Genomic DNA, 14,275 nt, shown 5'->3' on the forward strand with positions numbered 1-14,275 from the left:
AGCCTTTCGACAGGTTAGCTGATTGGGTTTCAGAAGGGCCGAAAAAAGAGATAGAGCAGCGTCGAAAGTGCAGACACGCCGACAATTGCAACTGCAATACGTTGCGACCGCGAATAATGCTCAAGAGGAAATTCGCTCGCAGCATGGCAATCGTCAAATGCGCCCATGGCGGCGGCCTTGGTCAGCCACGAACAATCCGCTGGATCACCAGTGTCGGTAAGCGGGGCCAATCCCAAATTTCTAGCGCGGATATCCATCACAAATTCCTTTCCTGCCTTATGGCTGAAGGAAAGGAATTTGTGAAGGGCATGAGACGCTTAAAGACAAGTGCGTTGAAGATCTGAGCCCGAGCCTCAAATGCAATTTGGGGCTCTATGTTTGTCCAAAAGTGATTACAGGGAGGCGGGGTCACTTTCAATCAATCAGCTTGCCGCTCAGTAATTTGAAAACTGATTGGAGAAAATTCTCAACGGGGGTAAAAAACCTCAATGGCCGCGCATATACGGTCTCTCGAGTGAGAATGGTGGATGAAAACTTGTGCGCAATTTGTTGGATTTGATCTGGAAAGGGGACCGTTTTGGCCTGCTGCGTGGCTGCCTCTGGTCATCTGGCGATGAGAATGCCTGCACGCTGAGCCAATCCGGCGACTACTTGTAGCGTCGCGGCGTCTGTTGCCACTCCGACTGTTTCTACTAGCCTGAGGTCGCTCGACTCCGAGACGCGATCACCAAAGAACATCAAGGCCTTTTCCTGATCGTAACGCCGCGAGGTCCAGATGAGCCCTTCAGGTGCGCCTTCGCTGGCATGGATTGCCTGTGACCAAACCTGCGTTGCTGCATAGGTCGATTTCGGGGTATCGATCAGTTGATTGCGCTCAAGTCCGAGTTTCATTAGGTCAGCAGAGAACAATGGGGCAAGCGTTACGTCCCGCGTGAGCTCGATCTTCGAATAGCGCAGGGGTTCAAGTGACGACCCGGGCACAGATTTGAAGTGCGCATCCGCCTTGATGTCGTGGAACAGCGTCTCGAAAACGGCACATTCGAGGCTGGTGGCGCAATAGGCCGTCGGCACCTTCTTCCCATCAACCTCGAATGGCGCGAAGCGCGAATTGCCCATGCCAGGGTTGAATGAGCATGCAGTGAAACGCTGATCATAAATGCGATGAAGAATTGTACCGGACGGCAGCTGATAGCTGCCGCACACCAGTGACGAGGGGGGTGGGGGCACAAGTGCCGCTGGGGTGGCGCTCATCCAACGACGGCACCGGCTAGATTGCGCGCTGCCATGACGACTGCGTCAATGTCATCCAAACGCTCGCAGGGAGCGTCGTCGCCAAGCCAGCTATTGGTAGAAACGAACCAGAAAGCCACCTCCCACTGCGACATGCTGATCGGTAATTCATAAAGGATTTTTGCAATTGTGCCGTGTGGGCGACCGTCCTTGAATTGAAATGCGGGATAACGCTCATGCCCCTGCCAACCCACCGAGAAGATCTTGCCCTCGGCTTTCCATCGGCTCGCAGTCTGGCTGCGGTTGCGCGCAGTGCTTCCCGAGGCAGTCGTCACCTGTTCCCCGGTCAATGTCGGGATTTCGCGCATGAACTGCACCCGCGCTTCGGCATTGGCGGCATCGATCTGCGCGCCAACTGCGGCCAACGGGTCCTGAGTTTCGACGAGCGCTTCGACGAGCTTTTCGATGGTTGCATCTGATGCGCGCGCGCGCGCCGATGGCAGCGAGCGATGGACGATCTCTGCAATATGGAGCACGCTCGGGTCCATGACGGTGAGTTTCGCTCCGACTTCCGCAAGAAACTCCTTGATTGTACGCTTCACGGCGCCTTCCATCGCCTCTGCCGCCATCAGGAGTTCAATTGACCAGATGTCTTTTTCGGTCGCGTCGAGCGGCTTATGACTGTGGAGCCATCTATCGAGTTGAGGGTCGGTTTTGTGTGTCAAATGGCGCGCGTTTCCTTTCCGCTTGTGAACGCGGCGCTTTAAGACATGCTTGGTATGAAGATGGCCGAAACGGTGCTTTTTGACCTCTGCGTTAAGCTGAACTGCCTGCTCGGAAATTGCAACTACGAGAGTGGCGGCGAGAACCTGCTCGAGATCACCGCTTTTGCTGCTGTCTGCAGACTCGGGCGTTTGAATTACGATGGCCATAGGTTTTCGTTAGCATGGTTAGTTTGACAAACCAATAACGTAATTCACCAAATTTCCCGTTCAAGGCCGACGGGCAAGCGGGCGCGATCATTCCGAGCCGATCAATCTCGGGCGATTGTCGCCCTCTTGCAAGAGCGCATGGATCTGATCCATGGCTTCAGGTGTGGGTTGGCAAAGCCTCAAGACAGAGCACAGAACCATTAGATCTTGCCTAGATTGGCTGGAAGCGCCGAATTTCCAGGAATCATGCCATGCCCACGATCCCGCATCCTTGCGCGTAAATTCGAATCAGCTCATCAAAACCCAAGTTCGATGGACTTTTCCGGGAGAGGAAGCTGCGGCCCAACATGCCTCCCCGGTTCGGCCCGGAACGAGGCTTCTGACAGGCCTTGCTTTGGCTCAGCAGTCGGGGCCTTGAGGTTCTTCTCGCCAATCACCTCCAGCGCACTGGCCTTGTCCCCCGCATTGCGCGCAATAGCGCCAGTAAGCGCCGCCACATCATTGGTGAAAAGCTCAAACCCCTCCCGCACACGCGTCGCCATCACATGAAAGAGGCGGGCATTGGAAAGATACTTCTCGGCCGAATGCATCGCGCCAATGGCAAAGTCCTGCGTCATCCCCTGCGCCTGATGCATGTTGATCGCATAGCCAAGGCCAAGGCGCTCGAGGATGCGGTCCCCCGGCGCGAGCAGCAAGGTGGATTTGTTGGCCAGTTCCACCTCAACACCGGCATCGGACACCGCCAGCACCCGCGCGCCATCAGAATTGAAGATACCCCGCACCTTGTCCGAGGCGGCCCAGCGGATGCGATCCCCGGTCTGAAGCGAAAGGCTTTCGCGCGTGGCCAATTGGATCAGTTCGCGCCGATCATGGGGATCGATGGTGCTGGGCGTGAACGTGACGATCTTGCCGTTCTCCTGACGTAGGCGGACTCTATCGCCCTTGTCATGCCCCACCACAGCATAGGTCCCGCGTGCGAGACCCGACACTGCATTGTGACGGGAGACATTAAGGATCTGCCCCGCGCGATAGGTCTGGGGATAGCGTAACTCCTCCCGGGTAGCATGGACTGTGGCGGCAACCTCAAGACTGATCGTTCGCCCGGTCAGCCGTCCCTCAGCGCGCAGCCCGTCCTGAACCAGCCTATTGAGGGTTGCCCGCGAAAGGCGCCCCGAGGTGTAAATATCGGTCCGCTCACGCTGTTCGGGAGACAGGGCCAGCCATGCCTGCGCAGCCTGCTCGAGATAATCGTCCTTATGCTCATGAAACGCTTCCTGCTTGCGCAGGACTTCCATCGCTTTGCCCACTTCCCCACGCCGCGTGAGATTGGCAATTTGCTTCATCGCCTCACTGCGCTGCCGCAGACTGGTGGGCATTTGGGCCATGCTGGGCGCATGGCTCTGCAGCAGCACGAAGGCCTTGCCCGCATCAATCGGCAAAAGCTGATGCCGGTCGCCCACCATCACCAGCTTCTCGACCGCAAAGGCATTGGCGATCGTGGTGAGGTGGACCATCGCCTCATTGGCCACCAGCGAAGCCTCATCGAGCAACAGGAACTTGCCCGCCAAAGCCTCGCGCGATGCCTCAAAGCCCGCCCCTTGCCCGCGCAGGGCATTGGCCAGATGCGCATGGATAAAGGAGGAAACGGTCTGCGCCTTGATCCCGGCATCATCACGGAGCTGGTTCACCATCTTGTTGGCAAAGGCCAGCCCAAGAACCTCGCGCCCCTCGCTCTCCGCAACACGGGCTACGCGGTCGATCATGGTCGATTTACCGGCGCCAGCCACACCCTGCACCAGAACCACGCGATCCGATGAGGAAAGCGCCAGAGTTGCCGCCCGCATCTGCTCATCGGTCAGCGGTGCCGGGTTCTGCAACAACTCTGGTTCCACCGAGGCCAGCTTGTGCGAGGATTCCTGCGGGTCAAACAATGCATGACCCTGCTCACGTCCAACATCGATGGCGGCTAGCAGCTGACGCTCCTGCTGCAAATGCTCCGGTGTGGTCACCTGCGTCACCACCCCATCGAGCCTTTCGCTCTTGCCGGGGATTAACTGCCCAAGTTTGAGCAATTGGCGCACCCGGCTCTCGGCGCGGGTGATGGTGACATTGGCAAGGCCCAGATCGAGCGCGGTCTTGGAGATCTCCTGTACGCCAAAGGCAGCCTCCCGCTGCCCTAGAATGCGGATGGCCGAAGCCACAGCCATCTCGGTACGAATTTCGCTCGGGCTGAGCGTCAGGCGACGCAAGCCGTTGGTGGTGAGCGGATCTGCGGCACGAAGCCAGAGGCCGACCGTCGAGCGGATCCGCTCGATGATCCCCTCAGCCACGGCAGGTTCCCGCACAGGCTGGCTGAGCGAGACATCGGGTCCAACGCGTGTTTTGGCCTGCTCGACCATGGCCTTGGCATCAAAGCTGAGCTCAGCGGCGCGGTCCTGCCATGCCTGATAGAGCGCGTCCTTGTCCTCGACATGGGTCTTGTTGTCGCGTGTGCCCAGCACGACGGCATCCTGCCCCTGCGGGGTGGCGATGCCGAGCGCCGCGACGCGCTCAAGGATTTCCTCGCGCCGCTGGCTGAAGGCGCGGGAGACTTCCTTGGGCACATCGCTGATCTCAAACTGACCATGCTTGCCCGATAGCTCGGTGCCATAGCCCAAAGCTTCGACCTTCTCGCGGAACTGGGCGTGATAGGCGCTGCCGATGCTGGCATTGGCGCTCCAGATCGCGCCATTGAATAGCGCGCGCCAGTCGCCATTGGCTGCTTGGCTGATCGCGGCGACCACAACATGGATATGCGATTGAGGATCAAGCTTGCGGCTGGTGTCATGCTCGAACATGGCCCAGACGAGATTGCCCGACCGTACCGGCTCGCCATTGCGGCTGCGCTCATAGGAACGCACTTCGGCATGGGTCTTCTCGACCCAGCGCATTGTCTCGCGGACCGCCTCCCGGTGTGCTTCAAGCAGGCGAGTGTCACCGCCTATCAGCGCCAGCACGCTGGCCGACTTGGGCATCGAGAAGGTGAGGTCGAGGCCCATACGGCGCCCCTCGACCTGATTGACGAGGCTGCCATCGGGCAATTGACCTTGCAGCAGTTCCTGAAACGGCTGCTTCCCCACGTCCCCGGCAAGGCCGAGCACTTCGGCCCCCTTGCCGCCCCAGGCGCTGAACTCGGCCGTGCCCTCGCCGGTATAATAGTCATCCTTGGCAAAATAAGTGGCCGCGCCGCCCGCGCTGCGCACAGAAGAAATAGAGTGCATCGCCTTACATCCCCATACCGCTGTCATCGCCAAGCGCCGGCCCGCCATGGAGCGGTCCGTGACCATGCCCAGACCCATGCCCATGGTGATGATCGCGGCGGTGCTGATCCTGCTCATCGACAATGCCGATGCCGGTGCGCTGATCGATCAGCGCCTGCTGTTCGCGGTGAGCGGACCGCTGGTCTTTGGACCGGTCAGCCGTGCCGGGCAGGGGTGCCTGTTTGTCCTGCCCTTCGCGCTCACGCCGTTCTACCGGGCCGCCCAGCCTGAGCGGCTGCTCGACAAAGGCAGCGCCGGGGGCTGGCTTGGCGTTGGAGCTGCCCTCCTCGCTAGCGGGATTGGGCGGCGCACCGGTGCTGCGCGTATCGGCTTGCAGATCGACCGAGGTGATCTCGCGAGCATCAATGCGTGTCTCGTCCGCCTTGGCCTCGGCCTCCTGCTGCCGTTCGACCTCGGGCAGCATCTCGGCTCGGAAGGTGGGACGCGAGGGGGCAGCGTGCTCCCGGCCGCCGTCACCAGCACCGTCATCGTCATTGGCAGGCTTGAATTCGGAGAAGCGGATATCCTTCTCTTCGGCAAAGGGTTCAGCAATGATTGGATAGGCGCGCCACTCAAGATGGATGCGCGCGGCCGGGAAGCCTTCGGGGAATTTGATGATCCCGTAGAGCGAGGGAAAGTTCATGATGTCATCGGGCAGGATCAGCGGCTTGACCTCGGTGCGAGGCGTGATGGTGGCGGCATCGCGTGACATGGCCGCACCAATCGAATAGGCCTCATCGACCTCGCGCACCTCGCGGTTGCCGACGATGCCGGAGCAGAATTCCGCCGTGGCGCGATCGGCCGCCGTCAGCATCAGTTTGGTGCGGGCAAGGGCGGCCAGATTGGTCGCGCCTTCGCGGCCATAGGTCTCGCACAGGCGCTCGAAACTATGAATGCCGAGGAGGAAGGCCCCGCCATAGGCCCGCGCGGTTTGCAGTCCATGTTCGAGCGCGGGAAGGCGGTGCAGGGCATGAACCTCGTCGAACAGGAACCATGTCTTGAGCCCGGCATTGCGCTCGGTTTCAAGCTGGGCATTGACCGCCAGATCCATCCACAAGGTCATCAGCGAACGCGTCACATGGAGATGCGTATGGGTCGAGGTGATGAAGAGAATGGAGCCGGGATTGGCCTCCTCCCTGATCCAGCGGCGGATGGAAAAGCGCGCCGGATCTTTGGCGTCGACATCGGGCAGATAGCGCAGGACCTGCGCATTGGTGTTGAAGACCGCGCGGATGGATTCAGCCATGCGCGAGGCCTGCTCCGAGGTCAGCGGATCGGCCACGGTGTTGCGCAACTGGGCATGGATGTCCTTGAGGCTGGCATACATCAGGCGGTGGGCGATGGCGGCATTGGTGGTCTCGCCGCGCTCCTGCAATTTGATGCACATCTCGACGAAGAGCGTGCGCGCGGCCATCACCCAAAAGGGTTCGGAACTGGCACCATCCGAAGGGATCAGCGCGGCCGCCGCCGCGGTAAAATCGACATGGCTGCGACAGTCGGAGAAGATCGTCCAGGGCGGGCAGCGCGTGTCGAGCGGGTTGATGATATGGTCTAACCCCGCGCGGTAGAAATGCTGAACGAAGACGCCGGTGAGATCGAAGATCACGCAGCGATGGCCACGTGTCCGGGCCTGCGCAATGAGGTCGAGCAAGACGGTGGTTTTGCCCGTGCCGGTGGTGCCAATCAGCATGCCATGGGTGCGTTCGAGATCCCACGGATAGGGGATACCGGCAATCGCATAGGGGACATGCAGGCCCAGCTTTTGACGCCGGGCAGGCGGCGCAAGCGCGACCTTGGCAGGATCGAGGTCGGGATACCTGTCGGCCACCGCCTGCGTCAGCTTGTGATGATTATAGGTGGTGATTTCGGAGAGCAGAACATCGCGCTCGACCAGCATCGCGCCGCGCTCATGACGCTCCTTCATGATGTCCGAGCCGCGCTCGCGGGCAAGGCTGAAGAACCAGATGGTGAGCGGGATCGAGAAGAAGGCTGCGCCAATGCAGGAGGCCCAGAAACAGCGCCATGCCTTGTGCCAGGCGAGCATCACATGCGGGTTATAGGGCACCGCTCCCATCGGCAGATGGACGATGCGGCCATCGGGCAAGGTGAGGTTGATGAGGTGCCGCGGATTGAAATCCACCCAGTCCCAGAGACCCGAATAAATGCGCATTTCGACGAGCTGCACCTCATGCTCATCCATGCGGATAGAGAGGAAGGCGCAGAGCAAAACAAGGAAGCAGGCCAGCGCGATCAGCAGGGGCACTTTGATGCCCTGCCATGCCATCATATATTGCAGACGGACAAGCTGGGTGCCTCGGGTGAAGCTGCCGACATTGCGCACCACATCGCCGCGCGCCGAGGCGTGGGCAATACGGGCAGGGCGGCTCCGGTCGAACCTTATGTCCTCGCGCTCAGGCTTGATAGCCATGATGCACCGCCATGCGTTTGATCACGAGGGAGGGAAGCTGCTCGGCTTCCTCGGGGAAATTGCGGCTCATCTGAAAGTCGATGGCGGCCTGAATATATTCCAGATTGGCAGCCAGACGGACGAGGTCGCACTGGGGCAGAAAGGTAGCAAAGGGCAGGGCCACTTGCACCAGTTCGCGCAGCACATGGCTGACATTGGCGCCGCGCTTTTCTGCCAGATCGCGGATCTGATCGGCGCTGGCCAGAGGCAGGCAGACAGAGAGGGTTTTGGTTCTTTGTGTCACAAACCAGCCTTTCAAAAGGCATGGTCTGGGTATCGCTCAGCCACTCTAGCGGAGGGACATCGCGGCGTCCAACCGAGAATGGGGATTTAGGATGCTAAATCCATGAAAGGTCATAGAAAACAGTAGCCTGGAGCGAAAGCCAACCCACATTTAGCATGCTAAATGCGGATTTAGTATCTTATATCCGGTCGAAATGGCGAAAAACCATTCTTGTCCAGTAACTTAATTTTACGGATGCCGTGTAGGGTGTGCTTTCCTCCTTCTGTAGGGACTGGACCAGCTTCCTCTCGGGATAGGTCCAGCCTCTCCATCTGGCGGTGCCTTCCGCGTCCGGCAGGCGCAAGGCCGGCCCCATCCAGTCCAGGCCGTGCAGAAGCACATACGCCACGCGCCGCAGGGGCGTGTCCGCTTGCCCCGGCCGCCATTTTTTTGGGCTGAGGTTGCAGAACCAAACCCGCCGCCAAGATGACCCGTCAGGCGACAGCCTTGACGCTGGCCGGAGGGCATCCCACATCGCCAATCGGCGCCCCGAATGGGTACGCAGGATAGCGGAGGAGTGAGCCGCAGCCAAGGCCCTGACCGGAACGGTTCGGGCGCGCGCCATGCTCGAGAGCCTCGGTCCCTGATGATCGATCTGTTGGCTCTCGAACAAGGAGGAACGCGCTATGGCGCAGCAAAAGAAGTTGGAAAATGATCTCGCCGGTATCGCGGCGGAGAAGGCCAGGCTGGAAGCACAATTGGCCGCTCTGGCCGAGCGGGAAAAGGCGACGCGTGAGGCCGCGCTTGACGCGGGCAGGGGTGCCCTGCTCGCCGCTCTGGAGCGTGTAAAGATCCCGGCGATGGACCGGGTTGAAGCCAAGGCGTTGGCGACAGCTGTCACCCGTCTGGGTGCCAGCGAGGCGCTACGCCGATTGGCAAGGGAAGGGTGAGAAGGTGGCAGGCTGAGCAATGCGAGGCCTGCCTTTTTGCTGGCGCAGCCATGCGGCGGACGCGAGTCTGCCCGCGCGAGAACACGCCCCGACAGGGGCGCAATTTTTTTGGCCTGCCACCACAAAAGACCAATGAATAATTACCTTCGTTTTGCCCTCGTCGCTGGGTCAGTCTCTCATCCATGCACAGGGGCAAAAGCCGACCGGCCTATGCCGGTCGGCAGGCCGCTTTAGGCGGCCTTGCTTGCCTCCGCTTGCGCGAATTGCGCGGCGCGAAAGATGGTGAGGGGAACCCCTGCCTCGCGGCAACGCTGGGCAAGATTGACCTGCAAACCCGACCCTTCGCAAATGATCGCCTCGACGGGGGAGAGCGCCACAAGTTGGCGATTGCGATCAAAACCCGCGCTGTTTCCCTTGGCGCGGTTCAGGCGAAAGGCGACAATCGGAACGCCCCGGCTTGCGGCCCATGCGGCGGCGATGGCATCGGTTCCCGAACGCTGCGCGGTGGTGGCCAAGGTCATATGGGGTACGCGCTCACGGATCAGGTCGAGACGCTGCCAGAGCGGTTCGTGGGCAAGCCATCCAGACCCGCCGGACACCACCACCACCGGCCCGGTGGGGGCGTGGGCTTCGCGGCGCGACTGCGCGCGGGCGGCGAGAAAATCGCGCGCCTCGATCTGCGAGGCGGTGAGGGTGCGCGAGGTGCGGCTGCCGCTGGTGGCCGACCATGGCTTGCCACTTTCGACGCGGTACACTTCGGCGGCATGGTCGCGCATGCACTCGATGGCGGCCAGCGCTTCGCTCAAGGATTGGCAATGGCGCTGCTTCTCTTCGACCTCCAGCGCATGGATTTCTGAAGGGTCCTGAAGGCGGGCCAGTTCGCCAAGGGCACGGGCTGCATCGTCTTCTTCGCGGGCGATCTGCTGGGCGACCTTGTGAAAGGAATTGACCATGCCCCAGGCGATGCGCGAGGCCAGCGGTGCAAGGCGCGTTTCGCCCATCAGCGCGAAAAGATCCGCCACCATTTGCTGGGTGCACAGCCGCGCGGCTTCGGGGTCGGGCATGTCGGCACTGGTGGGTTCTTCATGGATCGAAAGCTGGGCGCGTTCGAGTTCGCCCGCGAAAGCTCCGGCGAAATTCTCCGCCGTGGTCAGGCTCTCGTAATGCTCGTTGAAATCGGCAAAGCCGGCAAAACTGCGCATGGGAATTTCCCCTGAAAGATCCTGCGCTCATGGGGCAGGAGTGGGCCGCATCATTGGCAATCTTCTGTTGTCGTGGGGGAGCGCCATCCACGCTTCCCCCACTCCAAAGCGATCAATGCATGACGTGGTTGTCTGCGGTGCTTTCGCCCAGACCATCGTCCACGCTTGCGGGCATCACGGCTTCCTCACCCTCGCGTCCGCTCGGCAATTCCTGACGGGTGCGGCGGCGGGTCCATGCTACGTTGTAGCCGCCCTCCTCATTGCGGAAGAGGGCAACATCCATCGGCTTGGCCATGCTGGGATCGTCAATCCGGCCCTGATAAAACACCTCGCCGCTGCTGCGCGCCACCTGCTCAAAAACCGCACCGATCTTGATCCAGCTATTGGCGGCGGAGCGGGCCATCATGTCGAATTTGGGGGCGTTGGGGTTGCTGCTCTGAACGGGGCGCAGGGCGATGACATTGGTGAAAGCAAGCGTTTCGATCTTGCCGATGAAGGAACCGCGCTCGTTGGCGTTGAGGAAACCGATGTTGGCCATAATACTATCCTTTACTTGTCAGGCTAAGCCGTTCTTGGCTCCAAGGGGCGTTTCCCTCTTGGTGATTACTTATTACCGCCTGCGGCCAATTCGGTCTATCTCGTTGTTTTCTTGACGCTTTTGCAGATCGCCTATGGTGAGCCGGAGCACAAACATGCGCGCGGTAGCGCGCCTAAGCACCATGCCATGGCCCAACCGGGCCATTCCTCTCTGGTCCCGGAGCGCGATGGTTTGGCCTTGCTTGATCATCACCTCCGGAGCCGCCGTCGCAGGTCCCAAGAAGCATGCGAGCGGCCTGCCAGCTCAAAAGACGTCGCGCTGCCGCCTTTGGAGTAGCTTGCCCGCTTTGCGCCGGCCGTCCGCTGGGCGGACGAAAAGCCGGTCGGCGCGAAGGGGGCTAGCGGAACCTGGCGGGAGGCAGCTTTTGAACTGGCGCCGCCGTATGCGACGCCGGGATCCTGCAAGGAGGCGAAGGAGGGGAGGAACAAGCCTGCGCGCGAGGGGACGCATCAGCGGACGGGATCGTCCGGTGATGCCTGCGGGGCTGATTGAGCGAGGTGGTGGGCGAGGGAGAGCAGGCGAAGAAGGTTCCCGGCGAAGGCGGTCAGCATCAAATACACGAACTTTCCTGCAAAAGACCGTTCAATTACCACGTGTTTCGTGATCTCAGGTAAGGTATCCGCTACATCGTTTCAGAAATTATGTAGGTGGCGTCGAGCTAATCGAGAAATGGGGGCGAATAATAGACATCTAAGGCGATGATGGCAAGGAGATAAACTGCTTATTCGCTCTGGACTTTCAATTCTTGACGGGATGGGTAGCTCATCGCACTCTTTCATTAAGGTAAGGCGTCACTTCCTTTGCATGGATGACTTGCGCATACCGCACAGCGGAGGTTTGCGGCCGCTGCCAGGAGGGGATTTCAGTGAAAAACTGCATCAAAGCGTTCTTATGCCTGCTGGCGTCCATGTCTTTTTTTGCCAGCGACGTGGCCTATGCTGATGTGGCATGCAGCTATTCACTTGGCGGGGTGAACATTGGGCCTGATGGGACCGTGGCGGCCACTTTCACCGGTTATGGGTATTCAAGGTACTGGGTGCTTTGCTCGGTTTCGAACAGTTGGGGTGGAGTGAGCACCGGCTCCAACACCATAACGATTACGGCGGATGCCTGCAAAGCGATGTACTCGCAATTGCTCACGGCGCGCGCGTCCGGGCGTAACGTGGGGCTGACCTTCTCGACGCTTTCGAGCTGCGCCGATGCCAGCGCTCCTGCCGCAGGACTGCCTACACCCTATCCCTATAATTTTGGCTTCTGAGATCTGAGTATGAAGCGGAAGATCTCTTTTCTGATCAGTGCAATATTGGCGGCCTGCTCGCAACCGGCGATGGCCTATGACTGGATGGTTGAGGCTAATGTCATTGCCATCGAGCCAACCTATGTGCCCGGGTCGCTGAATTTCAGCATCAGTTTGCCGGCAGGTACGTGCGTCGGGACATGGCTCCATTGGCAGGCGCGGGGCGCCAGCGAGGCCGCGCAGATAGCCAATGTTCAGGCGGTGCTGTCGATAGTGCAAACAGCCAAGGCTGCGGGAACGAAGGTGCGTGTCTATGGCAGCAATTCGACATGCAATGTCGATTTCATTCATGCTCTTTGAGGAAGGATCGGGTCAATGATCTCGAAGCAGGTTCGGCGTAAGGGCATCAGGAAACTGCTGGTGATGGCTGCCGGCGCAGGCTGCGGAGCGGCCGGAATGCTCCACGCGCAGGAGACCACCTCGTACACCTATGATGCGCTGGGGCGAGTAACGGGCGTCAGTCGGAGCGGCGGTCCAGTGAGCGGGACAAGCACTGAGGTGGTGCCGTTTTTCTGGACAGGGTGATAAGCTCAGCCTGACCTGAGGAACGGACAGGAATGAAGACGACGAGAAAGCGCTACAGCGCGGATTTCAAGGCGAAGGTTGCGATGGAGGCGATCCGGGGTGATCTGACGCTAGCGGAATTGGCTGCCAAGCATGGCGTGCACCACACGATGATCGGCGCGTGGAAGCGGCAGGCGATGGACGGCATGGCCAGCCTGTTTGAGGGCGGCGATCAGGCGGCCAAGGCCTCCAGCGAGGCAGAGATCGAGAAATTGCACGCCAAGATCGGGCAGTTGCTGGTGGAGCGCGATTTTTTGGCACGAGCCTCCGGTCGATGAGCATGGATCGGAGGCGGAAGATGATCGAGCCAGACAACCCAAAACTGTCGATCACGGCGCAATGTCGCCTGCTCTCGATCAGCCGGTCGGGCTACTATTACGCGCCGGTGCCAGAGAACGGCACGACGTTGGCGCTTATGGCGGTGATCGACCAGGTGTTCATGGACTGCCCTTGGTATGGTAGCCGTCAGATGGCTCGCCATTTACAACGGATGGGTCATGCCGTTGGCCGCCGCCGGGTGCGGCGCTTGATGGCCAAGATGGGGCTGGCCGCGATCTACCAGCGCCCACGCACCAGCGATCCGCATCCCGAGCACCGGATCTACCCCTATCTGCTGCGCGATCTGGCGATCACGCGGCCCAATCAGGTGTGGTGTGCTGACGTGACTTATCTGCCTATGCGGCGTGGCTTTCTGTACCTTGTCGCCATCATGGACTGGGCGACGCGCAAGGTGCTCGCCTGGCGCATCTCGAACACGATGGACGCCAGGTTCTGCGTCGAGGCGCTGCAGGACGCCATGGCCCGCCACAGCAAGCCGGAAATCTTCAATACCGATCAGGGCAGCCAATTTACCAGTCGCGCCTTCACCACCGTGCTGCGCGAGGCCGAAGTGCGGATCAGCATGGATGGCCGGGGGCGCTGGATGGACAATGTCTTCATCGAGCGCCTCTGGCGATCCGTGAAGTATGAGTGCGTCTATCTCCACGCCTTCGAGATCGGCAGCGAACTGCGGGCGGGCCTGGCGCGCTGGTTCACCTACTATAACCACCACCGGCCCCATTCTGCCCTTGCCGGTAGAACACCAGCAGAGGCATATGGGCACATCGGCGTATCAGATCATGGGGGGCATGCCCCCCATGATCTGATCGCCAAACTCGCGGCGTGATGACATCGGCTTGAGCTTAATTTTGCCGCAAACCTGTCCAGGAAGGCGGGACCACCTCACACGGCCTATACTTATGATCCGGCAAGTAACCGCACCAATGTGACGGTGACCAATTCGCCTAATGGGGTGCCCAGCAGTGATGCTGGGAGCGGGGCTACCGCGAGTACCGCAAGGTATGTCGTGGTGCCGCTCAATGGGTACACTCTCATCAAGTTCTGATGCTTGAACGAACCGAGATTGCCCGCACTATTTGAGAGCCCGCCCCGAAAGTTGTTGAGCAATACCAGCATGTTGTGATTCACGCCCCTTTGCGAAGAGATGGAGTGTATCATGGCATGGACTGGCATT

Annotated in this window: 13 protein-coding genes; 4 read left to right on the forward strand and 9 right to left on the reverse strand. The window is 60.2% G+C overall.

The annotated features are described in order from the left end of the window. Positions 1-29: 29 nt before the first annotated feature. The 6 genes from ACZ9HU_RS20030 to ACZ9HU_RS20055 all read right to left on the reverse strand — a co-directional run bounded on the left by ACZ9HU_RS20030 (position 30) and on the right by ACZ9HU_RS20055 (position 8,172). Complete coding sequence (locus tag ACZ9HU_RS20030) at positions 30-257, reverse strand: hypothetical protein (protein ID WP_476107610.1); 228 nt, start codon at positions 255-257, stop codon at positions 30-32. A 346-nt stretch (positions 258-603) separates the two neighbouring features. Further along, a complete protein-coding gene (locus ACZ9HU_RS20035) occupies positions 604-1,251 on the reverse strand; it encodes an RES family NAD+ phosphorylase (protein WP_476107611.1) in 648 nt (215 codons plus the stop codon). Beyond that, on the reverse strand, positions 1,248-2,162 hold the full coding sequence (locus ACZ9HU_RS20040; RefSeq protein WP_476107612.1) for a hypothetical protein: 915 nt from the start codon (positions 2,160-2,162) through the stop codon (positions 1,248-1,250). The genes ACZ9HU_RS20035 and ACZ9HU_RS20040 overlap by 4 nt, the downstream gene beginning before the upstream one ends. Before the next feature lie 296 nt (positions 2,163-2,458). After that, the gene (mobF, locus tag ACZ9HU_RS20045; protein ID WP_476107613.1) at positions 2,459-5,539 is read right to left on the reverse strand and encodes a MobF family relaxase; all 3,081 of its coding nucleotides are present in this window, start codon (positions 5,537-5,539) and stop codon (positions 2,459-2,461) included. Continuing rightward, on the reverse strand, positions 5,427-7,889 hold the full coding sequence (locus ACZ9HU_RS20050) for a type IV secretion system DNA-binding domain-containing protein (RefSeq protein ID WP_476107615.1): 2,463 nt from the start codon (positions 7,887-7,889) through the stop codon (positions 5,427-5,429). The genes mobF and ACZ9HU_RS20050 overlap by 113 nt, the downstream gene beginning before the upstream one ends. Continuing rightward, the gene (locus tag ACZ9HU_RS20055; RefSeq protein WP_476107616.1) at positions 7,873-8,172 is read right to left on the reverse strand and encodes a hypothetical protein; all 300 of its coding nucleotides are present in this window, start codon (positions 8,170-8,172) and stop codon (positions 7,873-7,875) included. Before ACZ9HU_RS20055 ends, ACZ9HU_RS20050 begins: the two co-directional genes overlap by 17 nt. Before the next feature lie 665 nt (positions 8,173-8,837). Here ACZ9HU_RS20055 and ACZ9HU_RS20060 point away from each other — a divergent pair. Beyond that, the gene (locus tag ACZ9HU_RS20060) at positions 8,838-9,101 is read left to right on the forward strand and encodes a hypothetical protein (RefSeq protein WP_476107617.1); all 264 of its coding nucleotides are present in this window, start codon (positions 8,838-8,840) and stop codon (positions 9,099-9,101) included. 230 nt (positions 9,102-9,331) lie between these two features. Here ACZ9HU_RS20060 and ACZ9HU_RS20065 read toward each other — a convergent pair whose 3' ends face one another. Further along, the gene (locus ACZ9HU_RS20065; protein WP_476107619.1) at positions 9,332-10,303 is read right to left on the reverse strand and encodes a DUF2493 domain-containing protein; all 972 of its coding nucleotides are present in this window, start codon (positions 10,301-10,303) and stop codon (positions 9,332-9,334) included. A 112-nt stretch (positions 10,304-10,415) separates the two neighbouring features. Continuing rightward, positions 10,416-10,841: a DUF736 domain-containing protein gene (locus tag ACZ9HU_RS20070; RefSeq protein WP_476107622.1), complete on the reverse strand. Its 426-nt coding sequence runs from the start codon at positions 10,839-10,841 to the stop codon at positions 10,416-10,418. Positions 10,842-11,766: 925 nt separating this feature from the next. Between ACZ9HU_RS20070 and ACZ9HU_RS20075 the strand changes: the two genes are divergently transcribed. The 3 genes from ACZ9HU_RS20075 (at position 11,767) to ACZ9HU_RS20085 (ending at position 13,927) form a co-directional block, all read left to right on the forward strand. Continuing rightward, positions 11,767-12,159, forward strand: coding sequence for a hypothetical protein (locus ACZ9HU_RS20075; protein ID WP_476107624.1), 393 nt, complete (start codon positions 11,767-11,769; stop codon positions 12,157-12,159). Between the two features lie 9 nt (positions 12,160-12,168). Further along, complete coding sequence (locus ACZ9HU_RS20080; protein WP_476107625.1) at positions 12,169-12,498, forward strand: hypothetical protein; 330 nt, start codon at positions 12,169-12,171, stop codon at positions 12,496-12,498. Between the two features lie 257 nt (positions 12,499-12,755). Beyond that, positions 12,756-13,927, forward strand: a protein-coding gene (locus tag ACZ9HU_RS20085) for an IS3 family transposase (protein WP_476107626.1) whose coding sequence is annotated in 2 segments (ribosomal slippage) — positions 12,756-13,023 and positions 13,023-13,927 — 1,173 coding nt in all. Because the reading frame shifts where the segments join, the coding sequence is not laid out codon by codon here. Between the two features lie 71 nt (positions 13,928-13,998). On the opposite strand, the gene ACZ9HU_RS20090 is transcribed toward ACZ9HU_RS20085, so the two are convergent. Beyond that, positions 13,999-14,275 (reverse strand): hypothetical protein (locus ACZ9HU_RS20090; protein WP_476107627.1); only part of this gene is annotated, 277 nt, incomplete at its 5' end.

It is taken from the genome of Novosphingobium sp. Sphag1I, assembly GCF_056279125.1.

What these genes read in the sequence shown, in the direction of transcription:
- ACZ9HU_RS20060 (WP_476107617.1), top strand. Translation starts at nt 8,838, where the DNA reads ATGGCGCAGCAAAAGAAGTTGGAAAATGATCTCGCCGGTATCGCGGCG.
- mobF (WP_476107613.1), bottom strand. Translation starts at nt 5,539, where the DNA reads ATGAGCAGGATCAGCACCGCCGCGATCATCACCATGGGCATGGGTCTG.
- ACZ9HU_RS20070 (WP_476107622.1), bottom strand. Translation starts at nt 10,841, where the DNA reads ATGGCCAACATCGGTTTCCTCAACGCCAACGAGCGCGGTTCCTTCATC.
- ACZ9HU_RS20065 (WP_476107619.1), bottom strand. Translation starts at nt 10,303, where the DNA reads ATGCGCAGTTTTGCCGGCTTTGCCGATTTCAACGAGCATTACGAGAGC.
- ACZ9HU_RS20030 (WP_476107610.1), bottom strand. Translation starts at nt 257, where the DNA reads ATGGATATCCGCGCTAGAAATTTGGGATTGGCCCCGCTTACCGACACT.
- ACZ9HU_RS20040 (WP_476107612.1), bottom strand. Translation starts at nt 2,162, where the DNA reads ATGGCCATCGTAATTCAAACGCCCGAGTCTGCAGACAGCAGCAAAAGC.
- ACZ9HU_RS20050 (WP_476107615.1), bottom strand. Translation starts at nt 7,889, where the DNA reads ATGGCTATCAAGCCTGAGCGCGAGGACATAAGGTTCGACCGGAGCCGC.
- ACZ9HU_RS20035 (WP_476107611.1), bottom strand. Translation starts at nt 1,251, where the DNA reads ATGAGCGCCACCCCAGCGGCACTTGTGCCCCCACCCCCCTCGTCACTG.
- ACZ9HU_RS20080 (WP_476107625.1), top strand. Translation starts at nt 12,169, where the DNA reads ATGAAGCGGAAGATCTCTTTTCTGATCAGTGCAATATTGGCGGCCTGC.